Genomic DNA, 20,303 nt, shown 5'->3' on the forward strand with positions numbered 1-20,303 from the left:
CATCATGCGCGCCAAAGTTAACTTCTCTCATCGCATCGCGACAGCAGCCGACACGGATGCGATCATCGCCGTGATGAAAGCGTCCATCGCTGAAAACATGAAAGATTTTCTGACGCCGGAAGAGGTCACTGCGGCGCAGGAGACCATGGGCCTCGACACGACGCTGATCGAAGACGGCACCTATTTTGTCATAGAGACAGAGAAAGATGGTGAGACTGTCCTGGCGGGATGCGGAGGCTGGGGCAAGCGCCGGACGCTTTATGGCGGGAACCACACCAAAGGGCGTGATGACAGCTACGCCGACCCTTCGACGGACGCGGCGCGTATTCGCGCCATGTACACCCATCCCGACTGGACGCGTAACGGCATCGGCACGTTGTTGATTGAGCTTGGAGAAAACGCCGCCCGCGAGGCCGGGTTCAAAACGATTGAGCTTGGCTCAACGCTTCCCGGTGAGCCGCTTTATCGCGCGCGCGGCTATGAAGAAATCAGCCGCGAAACTCAAATCGCCGCGAATGGGTCCGTCAATACAGTCATTTTGATGCGCAAGGCGCTTTAAAGCGCTTTCAAAATGCGGCGACGCGCGACTAGCTTGCCGCCGAACCGTTTGACGCCGTCTGCGCGCATGTCCTTTGCGGGACCGGCGAGATAGGCGTCCATAGCCGCCATGTCGCGGAGACGATAGACGCTGGTGATTTCGCATTCGTCTTCGGCGCTGACGACTATTTCGCCGGAGAGAAATCCGTCATAAGTCAGCATCTGCGCCATATGTGGCGTTAGCCAGTCAAGATAGTCACCGCGCGCCGCAGGTTCGATGTCAGCGATGACTTCATAAAGGATCTGATTTTCCTGCGACAAAGATTTATGAACCCTCGATGATGAGGAGGCCATCTTCAGGCAGGTCTTCATCGGACTCTACGATGAGGCTCGGCGCTTCCTGTTCGGCGAAATCAGCCAGCACCTCGTCGCAGCCCTCCTGTACAAAAGCGACATCATCGATGAGAAAGCGCAGAATGTCCCTTGCCTGAGACGGGCTGCCGCTCTTCATACTGACTTCGATTTTTTTCGCCCTGCCGCCAATGTAATAGGCGCCGGCCATATTTTTCCAGCGCACCGTGTTTTTGTTCCACTCGAATTCAGCTTCGGCGTCGGGCAGGGCGAAGCCGTTTTCGTCCCATCCCTTGATCAACACGCGGAAAGGTTCGTCCTGTTGGCCGCCGGTTGGATAAATCGCGAGGGTGGCGACGCAAACCGGCTGATCGAATTCAATGGTCAAGGGCGCATTGAGGTAGTCGTAATATCCCGCCGCATATGTCCCGCTTGGCGCTGCTTCATAGGTGCAGATCGAGTCATAATAAAAACGGCGCTGACCTTCGCAGATCTGGCGCGTCACGCCCTTGCCGAAATGCACACCGTATTTCTTCGCATAGTCTTCGCGGATGATTTCGCCATGCCGCCCCGGCGGAACTTCGAAATCAATGACGCGATAGGGGCCGTCGAGATCGCCGGCCGCTCTTTCCTGTTTTTGAATTGGCCTGGTGACGGTGGCTGGATTGGTGTCTCCGTCAGGATCGGGACCGATGCCGTTTTCGTGAACATAGCCGCCCTGCGCGGCGGCTGAGCCAGCGCCCATCAAGGGCGCCATTATGAGATAGGTAGCAAGCAAAAATCTGTTCATCACGGAATACTCCCCTGCGCTAATAATACCGCGCTAGGGCCGGTGGTTCCAACACTTTGCGTCGGCATGAAAAAGCATTGTAAAATCACATCATTAGAGTTGCGAATTGGGTTTTTGATGAGCGATTCGCATACCCGAATGCGGTGCGCGGCTTGACCGGCGCAATCGTGACGGCCCTAATCGCGGCGCTGAAAAATGGAGTTTTCATGGGCGCTGATTTGTCCCGTTTGGTCATCTGCCTTTATCTTTTTGCGCTTGGCGCTTGCGTCACGGTCGATGCGCCGCCTTTTCCGGCAGAGCCTGCGCTGGCGGCAAGCGAGACGCAGGGGGAGGGTGACGCAGCTGCGCGCATCCGCGCCGATGTCGCCTGGCTCGCGGATGATGCGCGCGAAGGGCGGGAAACCGGAACGCAAGGCTACCGGGAAGCGGCGGATTATGTCGCTGCGCGTATGGCGGGATTGGGTCTTGAACCCGGCGCAAAGGGCGGCTGGATGCAGGAGGTTCCGTTTGTCGCCGGAACGCCGGTGCTGGACGCAGCCTCGCTGTCGGTGACATCGCCCGATGGTGCGCTTCACAAATTAGAAAGCCTCAAGGATTTCATTATTTACCCGTCTCTCGCCGCAGACGCCTTTTCAATCATGCAGGCGCCGGCGGTATTCATCGGCTTTGGCGTTCATGCGCCGGAATTCGGATATGATGATTTCGCGGATGTCGATGTCGAAGGAAAAGTCGTCGTTTATTTCTCCGGAAGCCCCGATATTTTCGACAATGAAAGCCGCGCGCATTTCAACTCAAACAGTCTGAAAATGAAAGAAGCGTCCGCGCGCGGCGCCATTGGCGCGATCATGCTGACAACGACACAAGACGAACAACGCACGCCATGGGAGCGCCGGGTCGCCAACCCGAATTATTCAATCATGAGTTGGAAATGGCCGGACGGGCGCGTTGATACGTCGGGAGCGAACATTGAGGCCACCGCCATACTTCATCCGCAACAGGCGGCGCTTTTATTCAAGGGCGCACCCGTCAGTTATCAAGCGGCGCGGGCCGCCGCTGATGATGCGGGCGGTCCCGTGGGCGGGTTCGACCTTGCTGTGCGCGTTTTCATGACCGGCGCGATGAAGCGGAGCAATTTATCGAGCCCCAATGTTGTAGGGCTCATTCCCGGCTCCGACCCGGTGCTGAAAAACGAATATGTGATTCTGACGGCGCATCTCGATCATATCGGCGTCAATGGCCGCCTTGTCGATGAGGGCAAGGACGGGATCAATAACGGGGCAATGGACAATGCGACAGGCGTTGCGACGATGCTTGAGGCGGCGCTGCGTTTTATAGAGGAAGGCGCGCCAAAGCGCAGTGTTATGATCGTCGCGGTCACGGCTGAGGAAAAAGGGCTTCTTGGCGCTGATTATTTTGCGCATTTTCCGACCATCGGGCGGGGCGAGATGGTCGCTAATGTCAATCTCGATATGCCGGTGATGTTGCATGCGTTTACGGATGTAATCGCATTCGGCGCCGAGCGCTCTTCCATCGGACCGGTTATGAAGGCTGCGCTCAAAGAAACCGGCATCGCGCTGGCGCCGGACCCGATCCCTCAGCTTGGCATTTTTACCCGCTCGGATCACTACCGCTTTGTAGAACAGGGTGTGCCGTCGATCTTTTTATGGACAGGTTTCGCCAATGGGGGTGAAGAAAAATTCTGGGACTTCTACAAGAACCACTATCACAAGCCGAGCGACGATATCTCTCAACCGATCTTGTATGACGACCTCGCGCGCTTCGCGGAGATTAATTACATCATCGCGCGCGCCATTGCCGATGCGCCAGAAAAACCGGTGTGGAACATAGGTGATTTCTTCGGCGACCTGTTCGCAAAATAAAAACGGCCCCATGGGGGCCGTTTTCTTGCCAGTTGTCGGAGCGATTTCTATTCGATCTCGTAAACAAGTGAGACAGTGACATTTACTTCTGACTCACCCGCTTCCATGGGGACATTGGCGGCTGAGTCCGCCATCTCCATGCGCGCCGAATACATTTTAGGTTGCGGCGTCTGGGCGTAGCCTTCCTGAATATAGAGAAGCTTACCCAAGCGAACGCCAGCGGCGTCAGTCAGGAGTGAGGCTTTTGATTTTGCATCGGCGACAGCGTTGCGGCGCGCCTCATCATAAAGCGGCTTCGGTTCGGAAAACGAAAAAGAAACGCCGCCCAGATTATTGGCGCCGGACTGCACCGCCTGGTCGATGACCGAGCCTGCATCAGACAGATCGCGCAGGCGCACCGTGACGCTATTCGAAGCGGTAAAGCCGATCACTTCCGGCTGGGACCGGTTCTTTTCATAATTATAGCGCGGGCTGACCGACAGCCCCGACGTCTGAATGTCCTTGGCGGCGATGCCGAGATCTTTCAGTTTTTTGATCGTCGCGCTCATATCTGCGGAATTCTGGCGCAGGGCGGCGGCCGCGGTAGGCGCCTCGCTTTGAACCCCGATAGAGATCACCGCCATGTCCGGCGCCGCGGCGGCGCGGCCTTCGCCGGAGACGCTGATGGTGCGGGGCGCGTCGGCGGAATCGGCGGCGTTGGCGGCAGGCGCGGCGCAGCCCGCCATCATGATGGCGGCTGCGGCGGCGGGAAGGGTGGCTGAACGCATGAAAAAGCTCCTTTTCTTGGTGAAACCGCTGTGGCGGCCTGTCGCGGCGAAAACATGGCGGCGATTTAACCGCAATATGTCAACGCGTCGAAGCGCCTTCAAGTTCGGGTGAGGCGGTTGAAAAAGGGCTTTTCCAGCGGGCTTTCACCGGCTTTCGATTGCTGATAATAGGGCGCTCCCGTCAGGCGGCCCGCCGCCTTCCGGGCCTGTAGCTCAATTGGTTAGAGCTGGCGGCTCATAACCGCTAGGTTGGGGGTTCGAGTCCCTCCGGGCCCACCACTATGCTATAATCTCATTGTGGCTGGCTTTGGCGTTTCCAATTAAAACTGGCCATGGTTCGCAGGCTCCGCGAAGCCATCATTCAGCACCGCAAGCGTCAGGTAAGCGCGTTCCGCCGTGATGCGATATTCGACAAGCGCCTGTTCCGTGAGTGTTAGCGTGCGGCGCGCCGCTGTGAGATCGCCGAGAGCAACCGCGCCTATAGTGTAACCCTTTTTGAGCCGGTCCATTGCGCTCCGCGCTTGGCGGACGGCGTCTTCGGCGTTGTTAAAATTCTTTGAGGCGGTTTTGGCCGCGCGCTTAGCCTGTTCATAGCGGCGTACAGCATCGAGTTCGGACGCTCTCAATCTTGCTGAGGCGGCGACAGCCTGACTGCCCGCTTCCGCCGCGGCGGCGCGGCGCGCGCGACCGCCGAGCGGAATCGAGACTGTCGCCATAACGCTTGTCTCATTGCCGCCGAACTCATTGGCGAACTGAACGCCGAAAGTCGGGTCGGCCAATTGATCGAGCCGCGCCCGTCTCGCCTTGGTTTCCATCTGATCTCGTGAAAGACGCGCTTCGCGTACGGCTGCGGATTCGGGCGCTTCGGCTTCCATCAGCGCAATGATGCGCGCCTCGTCCCACTCGAGCGCGACAGGGCTCGCCGGGATGACAAGGTCGGGAAAAGCCGCAGCGAGATTCGCCATTGCATTTTCCGCCTCAGTCACTTTGCGGTCGGCTTCAAGGAGAAGGAGAGCAGATTCGGCGCTGAGCTGATTAACATAGATCTGACGGCTGGCGCCGAGTTTCACCGCTTTCTCTTCTGCGATAGCCAATTGCTGTGCATCGTTCGCCAGACGCCGGGCTGTCAGCGAGGCCTCTGTGGCTGCGCGCCAGTCTGTCCATAGCGCCACGAATTCGAGGAGAGCGTCTTTGCGCGTATTCTCATAGGCGGCTTCGGTTTTTTCGACCTCGAGCGACGCCAAGTCTTTGTCCGCACGGCGTTTGGCGGGCAGACGTACGGTCCGGCTGAGCCCGGCGTTCCATTCCGTATATTCGCTTTCGCCAAAGGCGGGGTCATCTACGGTCCGTCGCCCGCCGGTTCCGGACACAACCACTTCATACTCGCCGACGCGCAATCGCTTTGCTGTCGCGTGCGCGCGATCAAGATCGGCTTTTGCCGCCATAACCATAGGGGAAGCATCCACCGCCTTTGCAATCAACGGCTCGGGCGGCATGGCGTTCGCCGGTGCGCTGACGAAAGCGAATAGGTATGCAGCGAATAAGAACAGTCTACGCATCGGTCAGCCGTCCAAAATCTTCAACCGGCTCCACCCAATAAGAAATCTGCGGCCGCGGGCAGGCGGTGCGAATCATCCCCGTCACATCCTCAATGCGCGGGCGCGGCAGGATCAGGATGAACATCGCCGTGCGCAGCGCGCCGCGTACGCGTTCGGCGGCGCTGGCGGGCTGCATTTTCGGCCCGCGGCCATGCGCCTCGATCATCGTATAGCCGGGCAATCGCGGTTCCATGGCGTCGAGCGCATCCGCCAGCACTGCCTCGATTTCCCGCGGGCAAATGATCGTCAGCTTGCATAAGGACGCACCCATGCGACCTCCTTGGAAAGTGTTGTGGCTTCGCGTTCAGTGCCGAAACGCCGGTAAAGCAGTGGCAGGAGGAAGAGCGTGAGAACGGTGGAGGATACGAGGCCGCCGATCACCACAATCGCGAGGGGGCGCTGGATTTCCGATCCGGGTCCTGAGGCGAAGAGCAAGGGAACAAGTCCGAAAGCGGCGGTCAGCGCTGTCATCAGAACAGGGCGCAGCCGCCGCACAGCGCCCTGCCGCACAACATATTCCGCGCCGAAGCCGAGCGCTTTCAGATCGTTGAAATGCGTGACGAGGACGAGGCCGTTCAACACAGCGATGCCTAACAGTGCAATGAAGCCGACCGAGGCCGGTACGGATAAATATTGTCCGGATATTGCGAGCGCGATAATGCCGCCTACCAGCGCGAAGGGAATATTGAAAAAAATGAGCAACGCTTGGCGCAAGGAACGGAGCGTAGCAAACAGAACGACGAAGATCAGCGCCAAAGACAAAGGCACCATGACGGAAAGCTGCGCGGCGGCGCGCTGCTGGTTTTCGAACTCGCCGCCCCAGGTAAGGCGGTACCCGGCGGGGAGGGGGCCCATGGCGGCGACGGCGGCCTGTGCGTCTTCGACGAAGCTCACAAGGTCGCGGCCCGACACAAAGGCTTGTACGACTGCATAGCGCGAGCCATTTTCACGATCGACTGCGGCAAACCCGCCAGCGCGAACGACGCGCGCCACATCGGAAAGCAAAACCGTGCCTCCGTCCGGCGTCACCAGTCTGGCGTCCTCGAAACCGTAAACGTCAGAGGCCTTATCCGCGTCCGCGCGGATCAGGATGGGCGTGCGCCGGCCGGGCTCGATCACTTCGCCGGCTTTCACGCCTTCAAGGCGCGCGCGCAGTTCGTCCTGAACGGATAGAATATCCAGCCCGAAACGTCCGGCGCGTTCCGGATCGATGTCAATCTGAAGATATTCCGCAACATCGTTTGACGTGGTGAAGACATCCGCCGCGCCCGGCACGCCGGTGAGCGCCGTTTCAATTTGACCGGCAAGCTCTGCGAGGGTTGCGCCGTCTGGGCCGAAAATCTTCACTGCAACGTCACCGCGGGAGCCGGTGAGCATTTCCGAAACGCGCATTTCGATCGGCTGTGTGAACGAGGTTTCGATGCCTTGGAAATCCTCCATGACGGCGCGCATTTCACCGACGAGCCATTCTGTGTCCGGTCCCCGCCATTCGGAGCGCGGCGCCAGTTCGAGGAACATGTCGCTTTCATTAAGGCTCATAGGGTCGAGGCCGAGTTCGTCCGAACCGATGCGCGCAATGACATGTTTTACCTCCGGCACCCGCTCGATAAGCGCGCGCTGGATGCGCATGTCGTCGGCCTGACTCTGATCAAGGTTGATGGAAGGAAGCGAAGCCGCCTGCATCACGACCGCGCCTTCATTCATAGTTGGCATGAAGTTTTTGCCGACGGAAAAATAGCTGATGGCTGCAAGAAAGATGGCTGCGCCCGCTGCGGCGTAAACCGGCCAGGACCGGCGCATGGCGGCGCTCAAAAGGCGCTCATAGGTCGGCGTGATCACATGCATCACCGGCGCTTCTTTTGAGCGCGCCGTCTTCAAAAGGAAGGCGGCAAGTACCGGAATGAGCGTAAGCGCGAGAATGAGCGCCGAACCGAGAGCGAAGATGATGGTAAGCGCGACAGGCGCGAACAGCTTGCCCTCGAGTCCCTGCAACGTCAGAAGCGGCATGAAAACGAGACAGATAATCAGCGTGCCTGCCGCGGTCGGCGCTGCGACCTCTCCGGCTGCTCGATAGATGATGTGAAGTTTGTTGGCGCGTCCGCCTTCGTTCAAGCGTTCGACGGCGTTCTCCGTGACGACGATGGCGCCATCGACAATCATGCCGATGGCGATGGCGAGGCCGCCAAGGCTCATGAGGTTTGCCGACATGCCCACGGTCTGCATCAGCAGGAAAGCGGCGAGGGCGGAAAACGGAAGGATGAGCGTCACGACAAGCGCCGCCCGGAAATTGTTGAGAAACAGAAGGAGGAGGCCGATCACCAGGAGGACGGCGAGGACAAGCGCTTCGGTGACCGTGCTGACGGCCTTCTCGATTAGATCGGAACGGTTGTAGAAAACCTTGACCTCAACGCCTTCAGGAAAGCTCGTAGCGAGTTCGTCAAGGCGGGCTTCGACGCCCGCGACCACCTTGCGGCCGTCCGCGCCGCGAAGGGCGACGACGATGCCTTCGACGGCCTCGCCTTCGCCGTCCTTGGTGACGGAGCCATAACGCGTCAACGATTCGTTGGTGACGTTCGCCACATCCCCGACTCGGACGACGCCGGTCCCGGTCCGCCGCACCACCAGCGTTTCAATGTCATCAGCCGTGGCGACGGCGCCGAGACTGCGCACCACCAGCGTTTCCTCGCCATCGGTAAGCCGGCCTGCGCCGTCATTGCGATTGTTTTGCTCGAGTGCGCTGCGCAGATTGTTGAGGCTGACGCCAGCGGCGGCCATGGCCGCTTCATCCGGCGCCACGTTGAAGGTGCGCACCCTTCCGCCAAGCGAGTTTACATCAGCGACGCCCGGCAATGTTCTAAGCGACGGGCGGATCACCCAGTCGAGAAGGGAACGGCGCTCTTCGAGTGAAAGATCGCCGCCTTCGATGGTGAACATGAAAAGCTCGGATAGCGCCGTGGAGATCGGCGCGAGTCCGCCCGAAACCGTTGAAGGCAGGTCTGGCAGAACCGCAGACAGGCGCTCGCTTACTTGCTGGCGCGCCCAATAGACATCGGCGCCGTCCTCAAAATCGATGGTGATGTCGGCGATGGCGTATTTCGTCTTGGCTCGCATGACTTTTTGCCGGGGAATGCCGAGAAGCTCCATCTCCAACGGACGCACAACGCGCGTTTCGACTTCTTCCGGGGTCATGCCGGGCGCTTTCATGATGATCTTGACTTGTGTCGGCGCAATTTCGGGGAAAGCGTCGATGGGCAGCCGCAGCGCCGCAACGGCCCCTGCCGCCGCGAGAAGCGTGGCAAGGCCGAGGATGAACATGCGCTGCGTGAGCGAGAAATCGATCAGCCGGTCCAGCATCGCTACACCCCGCTGGCGATATTTTTAAGGGCGGCGAGTCCGGTAATGGCAACCTTGTCGCCCGGCGCAAGCTCGCCGCGCACGAGCGCGTCTTGGCGCGAACGGGAAACGACTTCGACCGGCATTGCATGAAAGCCGGTTTTCGTCTCGACAAAGACGGTTTCAACGCCGCCAATCCTCACCACCGCTTTCGCCGGGACCAGCAGCGCGCCATCGCCCGGAACCGTTTCAAAAGTGAGCGTCAGCATGGCGCCAAGCCGCCAGTTCTGTTCGGACGGAAGCTCGACAACGACATCAAGAGAGCGTGTCTCCGAATCAATTTCCGGATCGATAAAAACAATCCTGCCTTGCTCGGAAAGATGATCGATAGTAACGGAAGCGCCAGTCTTCAGCGCTGCAGCATGGCGTTCAGCCAGTTGCGCGCGCGCCCAGAAGATGTTGCTCGTCAGAATGGAGGCGACTGGCGCGCCGGCACCGATCATTTCTCCGGTAGCCGGCGCGACATGGGTGAGGATGCCGGCGGCGGGCGCCGTCAGGATGAACTGGCCAGGCTGGGCTCCGCGCTGGACGTATTGGAGTTGCGTTCTTAGCGCCTCATAGGCGAGCCGCGCGGAAATGGCGTCGTGATGAGCTTCGTCGGTTTCCTGTTCCGATCTTAACCCCAGTTTGAAAAGCTCGTCCGAACGTTCGGCGAGATGCGCCATATGCGCCATGGTGAGACGGCGCGCCTCCAGTTCAGCAGAGCCGTCAGCGTAGGCGGCGCTGTAGATCACAGCGACAGGATCGCCGGCTTTGACCTCGGCGCCCGGCGTCGCAAGCGTATCAACCATGACGCCGTCAAAAGGAGACGCTGCCGCCTGCAAGGCTCCGTTCGGCGCGATCACCATGGCGGATGCCGTAACGCCTTCGGACGCTTCAATCAATGAAACCGTCGCCGTCTCAACTCCCAGCGCCATGCGGGAGGCAGGAGACAGCTCGATCTCGATTTGCGCTGAAGCCGGCGCATGGATCGCCCATGTGGCCAGAAGAAAAAGCCCTGTCTGGAGTATGTTCCGCACTTTCATCTCAAAGACCCCCACGACCGCTCCATGCCTCGCGGGAACCTTTGTTACGCTGGGCTTGCTGACATTAAGCTGACGGTGACGAGCGCATAGGGGCAAAGCACAAACGAATGCCGGGCCTTTCTGGCATGGCAGTCTGCAATTCAGCGCCATGCGCTTCTGCGATGCGGTCGGCGATGGCGAGGCCGAGGCCGGCGCCGCCACCCGGCGCTCGGTCGGCGCGCATGCCGCGCGCTTTGAAACGATTAAGCGTCTGCTCATCAAGCCCATGGCCGCCGTCATAAACGCTGACGGCGGGTTCCGGCCCAACTTCAACGATGACTTCACCACCGGCTGGCGTCGCTCGGATGGCGTTCACCGCGAGAGTGCGGACGGCGGCGGCGATTGCTTCCTCCAAGCCCGGAACCTTGTGGGGGAGGCCATCCGATTGAAAGGCGATGGCCTTGCCTTCAGCCACGGCCGTGGGCGCAAGTTCTGCGGCGATCCGGCGAGCGACGGCATGAAGATCAACCGGCGGCTGTTTTGCGAGGGGCTCGGCCGACTGGCTGCGCGCAAGCAGTAAGAATTGATCGACCATGTTGGACATGGCGTTCAATTGTTTGCGAAGCCGCGCCGCATCCTCGCGCGGCAGCTTGTCGAGTTCAAGCGCGAGAACCGCGAGCGGAGTTTTCAACTCATGCGCCGCATCCATGGCGAAAGCTTCCTGGCGGCGCGCATAGGTTTCGAGTTTTGCGGTGAGTTGGGACACAGCTCTGGCGAAAGGCTCGATCTCGGCGGGCAGGGTGTTGTTTGTCGCGTCATAACGCTCCAGCCTTTCCGCGGCTGCGATGACATCTTGCGTCGCCGCCTTCAATCTATTTGTTACATGGCGGATGACCCAGAACGCGCCCAAGCCGAACAAGAGCAAAAATACGACGAGCGGAATGATCACGTGATCGACAATCTCAATCCACGTGGCCGCTACAGGCGGAGCGTGTTCGCTGAAGAAACCGTATTGATGGCCGACCAGCGCGACCAGCACGACAGCGCTAAATATGCCGGCAACGATGAGGCCGATGGCGATCTGGCCGCCGATAGATCGCATCATGATGCATCTTCCCTAATGAAGTAACCGACGCCGCGTACTGTATGGAGCATGCCGTCTGCGCCTGCCTCGGAAAGCCTGCGCCGGACGCGTGAGGCAAGGGCTTCGAGCGCATTTGGAGTCACCGCTTCGTCTAATCCGTAAAGCACGGCCTCGATCGATTCCCGCGGCACGACTTTTCCGGCGCGGCGCATCAGGAGCTCAAGGAAATCCGTTTCCTTGCGGCCGAAAGCGATGGAGACGCCGTCATAGCTGACGTTGCGGCTCGCAGTATCGAAACTCAGACCGCCGATGTGGAGCACGACCGGAGTCCGCGCGCCGGGCCGGCGCATCATTGCGCGCAATCGCGCGGCGATTTCATCGACTTCGGCTGGTTTAACAAGATAGTCATCCGCGCCGGAATCAAGGCCTAGCACCCGTTCCGTCAGCGCGCCGCGAGCGGAGAGTATCAGCACTGGCGGGCGATCTTCGGGAAGCGCGTTCAGCCAGTCGACGCCGTCGCCGTCGGGCAGGCCGAGATCAAGAATAATCGCGTCATAGGCGGTTGAAGCAAGACGGAGATCGGCCGCCGCAAGCGTATCGGCGTGCTCTGAGGAAATAGCGCGCTTGCCCAACCCTTCTGTGAGCAAAGAGGCGAAGTCGGTGTTGTCTTCAATCAGTAGTACGCGCATGGCGGCCTGAACTTATTCTTATTGCAGCAGCTTTGTCAGGCTTTCCTGACTATTCGCTGACAGGCTGCCACGCCATTACGGCAGTTCTCTGTTTGCCGGCTAAAGTTCTTACGATGGCGATAATTCGATTGTTATATCTGTTTTGTTGGTTGATTTGTCACCCTGCCGTGTTACCGTTGCAACATGTTGCATTCTGTTAAGGGCATGTTTTTGAAAGCATAATCGAGGTTTTTATTGATATCCCTCCGGGCCCACCATCATCAATGACGCATTCACCCCTGGTATATTCTCCGAGTGAAAGAGCGCTTGGGGCGGGCCATGTCGGCTGAGGCTAATGTTATCAAGCCTGCGCCGCGAGCTGACGGTCGAGCTCATGCAGTGTTCGGTAGCAGGGAAAGACGCTTGCAACGGAGGCGTTCGGCTCACGCCCTTCCTTGATGGCGGCGAAGAATTCGCGATCCTGTAATTCGATTCCGTTCATGGAAATATCAACATTGGATACGTCCACAGTTTCACCTGTGCCGTTGAGCAGGTCGTCATAGCGGGCGATATAGGTGCCATTGTCGCAAATATAGCGGAAGAACGCGCCAAGGGGGCCATCATTATTGAAAGAAAGAGATAGCGTACAGATTTTACCTGTCTCGGTTTTCAGTTGGATCGACATATCCATAGTGATGCCAAGTTCCGGATGGGGCGGCCCTTCAACCGCATTGGCGACGACGACTTTTTCACCGGTTTGATATTGGAAAAGATCAACCGTATGAGCGGCGTGATGCCAGAGCAAATGATCCGTCCATGACCTCGGAGCGCCTTCGGCGTTGGTATTCGTGCGGCGAAAAAAATAAGTCTGAACATCCATCTGCTGTATGGAAAGTTCACCTGCGCTTATTTTATTGTGAACCCATTGATGCGACGGGTTAAACCGTCTCGTGTGGCCGACCATGCAGACAAGCCCGGTTTCCTTCTGCTTCTTCGCAATCGCCTCCGCGTCTTCGAAGGTATCCGCCAACGGGATTTCGACCTGCACATGCTTGCTGGCATCCATGCATTCTATCGCCTGGGCTGCATGCAACTGCGTTGGAGTGCAGAGAATCACGGCGTCCAGTCCTGGCAGATTCAACGCTTCGGACAGGTCGGTAAAGGCATTAGGAACGTTATAATCGGTTGCAACCTTCTGTGTCTGTTCAAGCCTGCGGCCGATAAGGGCGATAACTTCCACGCCGTCGATGTTTTTAATGCCGTCGAGATGCTTCCTTCCAAAGGCGCCGGCGCCCGCGATTGCGACTTTCATTATCTTTGACTCCTTTCAAACACGGGCGTGTTCGCCGATAGGGCGCTTCTGCGGCGCGGATTGCGTCAAACAGGAACTTCGTCAAGCTGGCGCGGCGTTTTAAAGAGTTTTTCCGCCCCATTCTTGGTAACCACAACGCTGTCGCCCAGCACATGATAGCCAGCAATCGGCGTATAGGTGTTGGGGTGAACGATGAGCACAGAATTTTCCTCGAGTACGGTTTCCACGCCTTCAAGGATTAGGACCTCGTCGAGATAAAGCCCCAGGCAGTGGCCGCGCACGCGGGTGTATTCCGCCGTGCAATATTCGCCATATCCATATTTGCGGAAAACGTCGTTCTCGGCCTTGGCGATGTCATGTGCGGTGACGCCGGGTTTGATGACGTCGATGCCTGCAGCAACCGACTCATTGAATAGATCGAATGACTTCTTTTGTGCGTCGCTAGCGGGGCCCATCACCGCGGAGCGGCAAATCTGTGTCCAGTAACCGTCCCACTGAGGGGTCAACTCCGTGCGGACCATGTCGCCTTTTTGAAGCTTGCGGTCGGTCGGCGGGGTCATACCGCGCACATCGTCGCCGCCGGAAGCGATCAGCATGAAATTATCGGCGCCGCCCATGCTGCGCAGCTTGGCCTCGACATTGGCTACGATATCGAATTCATGCGCGCCGGGCACGATCGCTTCGAGAAAGGCGAGCCACGCGGCGTCGCAAATCTCACCGGCGCGGCGCAACTTTTGGATTTCCCAGTCGCTTTTTACAAGGCGAACCTTGTCGCCGATCATGGTGCCGTTGACAAAAGCAGCGCCGGGTGCGGCCTCTTTCAGGCCGGCGAGGAGACTTGCGGGGAGGAAATCCCAACCGGCGACGCCAATTTTTTCAGGCGCCCCGCCTTCACGCAGCCGATCGGCAATCTCTGCTGGAGAGGCGAGTGTGACGCGGCGAACATCTTCGACAAATCCGGCCGCCTTCGTCGCGCGTTCATCTTCCGCGGACAGAACGAAAGCTGTTGGCGCGCCAGTCGCTGGAAGATAGGCGAGAGCGACGCTCGATTGAAGCGCAGCGCCAGTGACATATCGGAAATTCTCGCGCCGCCAGGACGGCGCATAGATAAGCAGCCCGTCCAATCCGGCTTTTTCCATTTCCTTACGAATGCGTCGATAACGCCACTCACGCTCTTCAAGAGGCGGTGCGACAATTGCAGATTGCGCCTTTAGGGTCATGCGGGACTCTTTCTTTAGCTATGCGGCGATGATGCTCGGGCTGCCGGCGAGAAGTCGCACGGTCGCGGCGGAAGTGAACACGCCGTCTGGCGTCTTCAACGTAAGGCGAGGGGAGACAACTTCGCCTTCAGCGAATGAACGATGCGTGTCGTCCGCAGAGCGATAGGCGCCGCGAGTTTCGATTTCGACATGCGACCAGCAGGAAACGGTCAGACCCGTTTCACCGGGCAGGGCTTTTGCAACGGCCGCCTGCAGGGAGCTTTCGCTGGCGTCAGGTTTTAATGCGCTGAACAGGACATCTCTGGCCCGTTGAAGGGTTTCGCCGGCGCCGCCGCCTTCGGTGCGCGCAGCCTCCACCCAGACATAGCGATATTGGCCCCAAGCGTCGATCAGACGGTCGCCTGTGTCGGCTGTGCGGCAATGAACTTCAAGATCGGCGTAACCGGCGCGGCGGCTGTCACCGACCATGAGAGAAAGACGTGCGCCATCCTGAGCTTTATGCGCCGCTTTCTCGATAACATCCGTGAGAATGTGCCCAGCCTCTTCAAGTAAGGCGAGTTCTTCAAGGTCTGGGACACGCCGCACATCTTTTACGAGATTGCCAAGCGGATGCATTTGTGCGCCGGGCGCCGCGTCGCGCAATTGCGTCAAGAGCGCATCAGGCCACCATTCACTGCCGACAAGACCGATCGCAGCGTTGTCGCCGTCTTTTTGTTCGCCAACAAATTCAGCGATGTTCTTGGCGGCATTGGGACCGCTGCGAATATCGTCAAGAATCGTCGTGCGCTTGATCCATGGATTGACGCGCTTGGACAGCTTCATGATGAGCGCAGGTGGGCCGTCCACCGGCACAGCGAGCACTGCTTCGTTCCAGTAGAGACAGAAATTTGTCAGGTAGGAAAGATCGCCGCCGCGCGAAATGTCGGCATAAACGAGACCGATCGTGCAACCTTCTTCCCTCAGCTGCGCGCGTAATTGATCGAGGCGGTCTTCATAGACGGAACGGGGCGTTTCATTGATATCGAGTTTGACAAGGCCGCGTTTCATGCCGTGTCTCCTGCGAGTTGAGGGCCGAGGGCGATAACGCCGCCGCCGCGGATCATGTCTAGAAGGAATGGATCGACAGGATTGCCCTGGAGCGTTTCCCCGGTCCGTTCGTTGACAAAGCGGGCGTTGGGAATATCGACGGAGACTGTGTCGCCTTCTTCAACTGCGGCGCTCACGCCTTTGACTTCGAGGATCGGCAGGCCGATTTCAAACGCATTGCGATAAAATGTTCGCGAAAAATATTCCGCCACAACGCAGGAAACGCCTGTGGCGATCATTGCTTTCACGGCAACGGCGCGTCCCGAAGATTGCCCGAAATGTTTTCCCGCGATCAGAATGTCGCCCTTTTGGACTTCCTTGCCAAAGCGGGGGTTTTCATCCTCCAGGACGAATTTCGCCGCCTCTTCCAGCGGCTGGTAAACGCGCCGCGTCTTGATGATCTGATCGGTCGGAATGAAGTCGCCGACTTTCCAGCACCGGCCTTTGAATGCAAAATCGTTCATGCGTCCTCCCGAACGTCTACTATGTGTCCGGCTTTCGCCGAGGCGGCGACGGTATGCGCCGATGCGAGATACATCTTGGCGAGGGGGCTGCCGTTGCGGCCGGGGAAGTTCCGTGAATGTGTGGAAATCATGGCTTCGCCGTCAGCAAGCGCGCCCATATTGACGGCCTGATTGGAGCCGGTGCTTGGCGGGAACCACAAGGCGCCGGCGTTATGCAGCTTTTCAACGAGCCCTTCTTTCAAGGCGTCAGCGAATGCGTTGCGGCTAGACGGCACGATATTGAAGCGCACCTGCGGGTTCACGCTGGCGTTTTCGAAGACTTTCGCCGCTGTGCGAATGTCTTCGATGCGTCCGCCGCCATGACCGCCGAGTTCGGCATAGTGAATGGTCTCGCCAGCGACGAGGCGCGCGTCTTTGACATTGCCGACGGTTGGCGGGCAGGCGATCTGCGGACCGACATTGGAAATATCGAAATCCAGCGTTTTCTCGAAATCCGCATCTGTTGTCTTCGGAATGTCGAGGTCGCGCCATGCGCCCATGGCGCCGACTTTTTCTGCGAAGTCGAACACTTTTTGATCAGGCACGATGTAGCTGCATTTAGCGCCAACATCGACATTGATCAGCGGAAACAGCCAGCGATCGAACAGGCTCAAGCCTTCGATGAAGGGGCCGCCAAATTCAAGCGCCTTATAGACCGTTCCGCCTTCGCCGATCTGAGCGACAAGCCACAAGGCGATGTCGCGGGGCGTCGTCCCCGGCGCCAGTTCGCCATGGAGATTGATGCGGATCGTGCTCGGGACTTTGAACCAGGCCTTGCTGTAGGGAAAGACGGTTCCCGCATGAGAATCGTTGCCGAGGGCGGCGGCGAAAGCGCCCATGGCGCCATAGACCGGCGTATGGCTGTCCGATCCGACCAGCACCATGCCCGGTCCGATTGCGCCGGCCTGCAAGACGGCGTTGTGAATGTTGCCGCTGCCGCAATCGTAAAGATTGATCGCGTTTTTGCGGGCCCAGGCGCGGTCAGCTTTCAGCATTTCAGCTTCATGCTCGCGTGGGGGAGAGAAAATGTGGTCGAACACCATGTGAAGCCGTTCCGGATTCTTTATCGGCCGACCGATCTTTTCATCATAAAGGCGCGTGGTCAGATAGCCGCTGATCTCGTGCATCACCATGCCGTCGACTTCGGCGACGACCACGTCGCCCGGCGCAGCGGATTTTTTACCGCTGGCGCGAGCGAGGATATTTTCGATGAGTGTTGTCATTTAAGAACCTCTCGCGGATCGGTAATGCTTCCGGTCAGTGCGGAGGCTGCAGCGGTCGCTGGGCTCGACAGATAGATGTCCGATTCATAGCTGCCCATGCGGCCCCGGAAATTGCGGTTAGCGGTCGACAACGTCACTTCGCCGTCGCCCATGGCGCCCCCGTCGCCGGCGCAACCGCCGCAGCCGGGATTGGTGATGAGCGCGCCTGCATCGATCAGAATACTGAGCAAGCCTTCTTCGGTTGCGCGTTTCAAAATCCCACGAGAGCCAGGCGTCACCATCATCCTGACCGTTGGCGATATCTTACGGCCTTTCAGGATCGAGGCGACTTCCACGAGGTCGTCATACTTCGCGTTGGCGCAGGAGCCGACAAAGACCTGGTCGAGCTTCAACCCGGCGACGTCTGAAATAGGCTTGACGTTGTCGACGACATGCGGGCAGGCGATCTGCGGCTCGAGTGTAGAAACGTCGAGATTAACCGTCTCACTATATGTGGCGTCTTCGTCAGGATAGAGAGCGGAGTTTTCGGGATTTTCAACGCCGGCGGCGCGGCAAAATTCGAAAGTTTTTTCGTCCGGCGGCACATAGGCATTCTTGCACCCCATCTCCATGGAGAGATTGCACAGCGTCATCCGTTCGGAGACGGAAAGGTCCCGCGTCAGGCCGCCGTGAAATTCTATCGATTTATAGGTGGCGCCGTCGGCGGTGAGATCGCCGATCAGTTTCAGCATGATGTCTTTGGGATAGACGCCAAGAGGCAAACGGCCCTCAAGGGAAATTTTGATAGACTCCGGCGTCATCATCCAGATTGTGCCAAGCGCCCAAGCGGCGGTGATCTCGCTGAAGCCAACGCCGGTGCCGAGTGCGCCAAGCGCGCCGTAGATCGTCGAGTGAGAGTCGGTGCCGATGATGACATCGCCGGGCCTGACGCAACCGTTTTCCATCAGCGCCAGATGGCAAATGCCCTCCTGGACATCAAAAAACTTATCGATGCCCCGGGCCTCAGCGAATTGGCGGCTGCGGCGATGCTGACTTGCGACGAGGCTCGTGCGGGCGGGGGAGATATGGTCCATCACCATCGCCACGCGTTCAGGGTGTTTCAGAACCGCGCCGTCAAGCTTTTCAAACGCAGCGATGCATCGCCAGCTTGCCGTGTGACTCATATAAATGTCTGGCGCTACATCGGCGATGTCGCCTGGTTTCAAATCATTGACGCCTGATGCGCGTTCAAGCGCTTTTTGCGCAAAGGTTTTTGCTGTTGTGCTCATTGCGCCTGACGCTGCTCCTCTTTCAATTTTCCTGCGACAAACGGCATAAGCCCGCCGGCATCGAGAATGCGCTGCATGTTCTCGGGGTAGGCGCTGAACCCATAGGTCTTGCCTTTAGCGGAGATTTTTCCGGCGGTGAGATCGATGAAAATCTCGTCGCCATCGGTGATGTCATCCACGAGTTCCGGACATTGAACCGCCACAAGCCCCGTATTGATGGCGTTGCGGAAAAAGACGCGCGCGAAAGACGCTGCGACGACAGCTTTGACGCCGGCGCCGATAAGACAGGTCGCCGCCTGTTCGCGGGCGCTGCCGCAACCGAAATTTCTGCCAGCGACGAGCACGCGCGATTTGTACAGGCGTTGTTGAAACTCTTCGCCCAAGGGCTCAAAGGCGTGTTTGGCGAGTTCTACAGGGTCGATACTGACAAGATATCGCCCCGGAATAACAACATCGGTGTTTACGTGATCGCCGACTGTAATGCAGGGGCCGCCGAGTTTTTCTTCTACCTGGCTCACGGGGTTGTCTCCTCAAGGAACAGATCTGTCGGCACGTCATGGCCAACGCCAGCTTTCTTCGCCGCTTCAAATGCGAAAGCGCCGACGGCTGCGAATTGAAGACCCATGCCGGTGTTGTTGGCGAAGATCGTGACTTCATCATCGCTCTCGCGGCCGGGGACCTTGCCCGAAAGCAAGTCGCCGATGGGCGCGATGTCTTCGAATTTAATGTGCCCGCGTTCTACAGGGCCGAGGATGTCGCTTTGTCCCACCTTCTTGATGATCGGCACGGAGGTCACGGCGATACGCGAGGCCTTGTCGAAACTCGCATCGTCCAATTCGCGGCGTTCGTTTGTCTCATCCGGCGAGGTGATCGACGTCAGATGCGTTCCGGGCTCGACCCAGGAACCGTCGAAGCAGGGCTCCATGGCGGCCGTTGCGCAGGTGACGATATCGCACCCGGCGACTGCGTCGCGCCGGTTTTCAGCAACGACAACGCGCCCATCATAACGGTCTTTGTATTCTGCGACGAACCGCTCGCAATTTGCTTTGGTCGGGCTGAAAACGCGAAGTTGTTCAATGTCGGGGCGGATGTGGAACATGGCTTCGAGATGGGCGCCGGCCTGCCAGCCCGATCCAAAAAGCCCTGCGACTTTCGCGTTCTTGCGCGCCATCTTGTCGATAGCCAATGCAGACGTCGCTGCGACGCGCCATTTCTGCAAAACACTGTCATGAATGATGCAAAGCGGCTCGAGCGTGCGCAGACTGTAGAGCGTTACAAGGCCACAATATTTTTTTCCCGGCGCTGCAGGGATAAGACGGCGGCGCTGTTCGCCGCTCGGGAGCGTTTCAACGCCCGCGATATCGGAAGTGATGCGCAGCGCCCATACGCCGCTTGCGAGATTGGCGCCTTCCTGTGATTTGAATCTGTAGCGAAAGCCCGGATAACGGTCATCTTCTACAGGGAAGAAAGTGTGGGTGCGTTCCCGATTTACAGCTTCCTGGCGTTCAAGTTCGATATAGGCTTGCTTTAGCGGATCGAGACAGTCCGCAAGCGTCATTATTCGTTCAATCTCTTCATTCGAGATGACCAGCATGAAAACTCCAATTTTTAGTTTTTCT

Annotated in this window: 19 protein-coding genes and 1 tRNA gene; 3 read left to right on the top strand and 17 right to left on the bottom strand. The window is 58.5% G+C overall.

Annotated elements, in window-relative coordinates; genetic code table 11:
* The first annotated feature begins 4 nt into the window (after positions 1-4).
* The gene (locus ACFOOP_RS12135; RefSeq protein WP_379881220.1) at positions 5-559 is read left to right on the top strand and encodes a GNAT family N-acetyltransferase; all 555 of its coding nucleotides are present in this window, start codon (positions 5-7) and stop codon (positions 557-559) included.
* On the opposite strand, the gene ACFOOP_RS12140 is transcribed toward ACFOOP_RS12135, so the two are convergent.
* Both ACFOOP_RS12140 and ACFOOP_RS12145 read right to left on the bottom strand, forming a co-directional pair.
* Positions 556-858, bottom strand: a complete 303-nt coding sequence (locus ACFOOP_RS12140; RefSeq protein WP_379881221.1) for a DUF4286 family protein — start codon at positions 856-858, stop codon at positions 556-558. The genes ACFOOP_RS12135 and ACFOOP_RS12140 overlap by 4 nt on opposite strands.
* Before the next feature lie 4 nt (positions 859-862).
* Entirely contained in the window at positions 863-1,678 is an 816-nt protein-coding gene (locus ACFOOP_RS12145; RefSeq protein WP_379881222.1) for a hypothetical protein, read from the bottom strand.
* A 167-nt stretch (positions 1,679-1,845) separates the two neighbouring features.
* On the opposite strand from ACFOOP_RS12145, the gene ACFOOP_RS12150 reads away from it, so the two are divergent.
* On the top strand, positions 1,846-3,558 hold the full coding sequence (locus tag ACFOOP_RS12150; protein WP_379881223.1) for a M28 family metallopeptidase: 1,713 nt from the start codon (positions 1,846-1,848) through the stop codon (positions 3,556-3,558).
* 47 nt (positions 3,559-3,605) lie between these two features.
* Here the strand turns inward: ACFOOP_RS12150 and ACFOOP_RS12155 are convergent, their stop codons facing one another.
* On the bottom strand, positions 3,606-4,325 hold the full coding sequence (locus tag ACFOOP_RS12155; RefSeq protein WP_379881224.1) for an SIMPL domain-containing protein: 720 nt from the start codon (positions 4,323-4,325) through the stop codon (positions 3,606-3,608).
* 202 nt (positions 4,326-4,527) lie between these two features.
* On the opposite strand from ACFOOP_RS12155, the gene ACFOOP_RS12160 reads away from it, so the two are divergent.
* Positions 4,528-4,604: transfer RNA gene (locus ACFOOP_RS12160), tRNA-Ile, on the top strand.
* A 41-nt stretch (positions 4,605-4,645) separates the two neighbouring features.
* Here ACFOOP_RS12160 and ACFOOP_RS12165 read toward each other — a convergent pair.
* The 14 genes from ACFOOP_RS12165 to ACFOOP_RS12230 form a co-directional block, all read right to left on the bottom strand.
* The gene (locus ACFOOP_RS12165) at positions 4,646-5,884 is read right to left on the bottom strand and encodes a TolC family protein (protein ID WP_379881225.1); all 1,239 of its coding nucleotides are present in this window, start codon (positions 5,882-5,884) and stop codon (positions 4,646-4,648) included.
* On the bottom strand, positions 5,877-6,194 hold the full coding sequence (locus tag ACFOOP_RS12170) for a DUF3240 family protein (RefSeq protein ID WP_379881226.1): 318 nt from the start codon (positions 6,192-6,194) through the stop codon (positions 5,877-5,879). Before ACFOOP_RS12170 ends, ACFOOP_RS12165 begins: the two co-directional genes overlap by 8 nt.
* Positions 6,170-9,277: an efflux RND transporter permease subunit gene (locus ACFOOP_RS12175; protein WP_379881227.1), complete on the bottom strand. Its 3,108-nt coding sequence runs from the start codon at positions 9,275-9,277 to the stop codon at positions 6,170-6,172. Before ACFOOP_RS12175 ends, ACFOOP_RS12170 begins: the two co-directional genes overlap by 25 nt.
* A 2-nt stretch (positions 9,278-9,279) precedes the next feature.
* Positions 9,280-10,356, bottom strand: coding sequence for an efflux RND transporter periplasmic adaptor subunit (locus tag ACFOOP_RS12180; RefSeq protein ID WP_379881228.1), 1,077 nt, complete (start codon positions 10,354-10,356; stop codon positions 9,280-9,282).
* Between the two features lie 49 nt (positions 10,357-10,405).
* Positions 10,406-11,425, bottom strand: a complete 1,020-nt coding sequence (locus tag ACFOOP_RS12185) for a sensor histidine kinase (protein ID WP_379881229.1) — start codon at positions 11,423-11,425, stop codon at positions 10,406-10,408.
* Positions 11,422-12,093 carry a response regulator transcription factor gene (locus ACFOOP_RS12190; RefSeq protein WP_379881230.1) on the bottom strand — a complete coding sequence of 224 codons (672 nt, stop codon included), beginning with the start codon at positions 12,091-12,093 and terminating at the stop codon, positions 11,422-11,424. Before ACFOOP_RS12190 ends, ACFOOP_RS12185 begins: the two co-directional genes overlap by 4 nt.
* 340 nt (positions 12,094-12,433) lie before the next feature.
* The gene (locus ACFOOP_RS12195) at positions 12,434-13,384 is read right to left on the bottom strand and encodes a Gfo/Idh/MocA family oxidoreductase (RefSeq protein ID WP_379881231.1); all 951 of its coding nucleotides are present in this window, start codon (positions 13,382-13,384) and stop codon (positions 12,434-12,436) included.
* 65 nt (positions 13,385-13,449) lie between these two features.
* Entirely contained in the window at positions 13,450-14,604 is a 1,155-nt protein-coding gene (locus ACFOOP_RS12200; RefSeq protein WP_379881232.1) for a M24 family metallopeptidase, read from the bottom strand.
* An 18-nt stretch (positions 14,605-14,622) separates the two neighbouring features.
* Complete coding sequence (locus ACFOOP_RS12205; RefSeq protein ID WP_379881233.1) at positions 14,623-15,651, bottom strand: aminopeptidase P family N-terminal domain-containing protein; 1,029 nt, start codon at positions 15,649-15,651, stop codon at positions 14,623-14,625.
* On the bottom strand, positions 15,648-16,154 hold the full coding sequence (locus ACFOOP_RS12210; RefSeq protein ID WP_379881234.1) for a LeuD/DmdB family oxidoreductase small subunit: 507 nt from the start codon (positions 16,152-16,154) through the stop codon (positions 15,648-15,650). Before ACFOOP_RS12210 ends, ACFOOP_RS12205 begins: the two co-directional genes overlap by 4 nt.
* Entirely contained in the window at positions 16,151-17,416 is a 1,266-nt protein-coding gene (locus tag ACFOOP_RS12215) for a 3-isopropylmalate dehydratase large subunit (protein ID WP_379881235.1), read from the bottom strand. Before ACFOOP_RS12215 ends, ACFOOP_RS12210 begins: the two co-directional genes overlap by 4 nt.
* Positions 17,413-18,684 carry an aconitase/3-isopropylmalate dehydratase large subunit family protein gene (locus ACFOOP_RS12220; protein ID WP_379881236.1) on the bottom strand — a complete coding sequence of 424 codons (1,272 nt, stop codon included), beginning with the start codon at positions 18,682-18,684 and terminating at the stop codon, positions 17,413-17,415. Before ACFOOP_RS12220 ends, ACFOOP_RS12215 begins: the two co-directional genes overlap by 4 nt.
* Positions 18,681-19,202: a LeuD/DmdB family oxidoreductase small subunit gene (locus ACFOOP_RS12225; protein WP_379881237.1), complete on the bottom strand. Its 522-nt coding sequence runs from the start codon at positions 19,200-19,202 to the stop codon at positions 18,681-18,683. Before ACFOOP_RS12225 ends, ACFOOP_RS12220 begins: the two co-directional genes overlap by 4 nt.
* The gene (locus ACFOOP_RS12230; protein ID WP_379881238.1) at positions 19,199-20,278 is read right to left on the bottom strand and encodes an ornithine cyclodeaminase family protein; all 1,080 of its coding nucleotides are present in this window, start codon (positions 20,276-20,278) and stop codon (positions 19,199-19,201) included. Before ACFOOP_RS12230 ends, ACFOOP_RS12225 begins: the two co-directional genes overlap by 4 nt.
* Between the last annotated feature and the right edge of the window lie 25 nt (positions 20,279-20,303).

The organism is Hyphococcus aureus, assembly GCF_042643165.1.
In the GTDB taxonomy this organism is placed as follows: Bacteria; Pseudomonadota; Alphaproteobacteria; order Caulobacterales; family Parvularculaceae; genus Hyphococcus; species Hyphococcus aureus.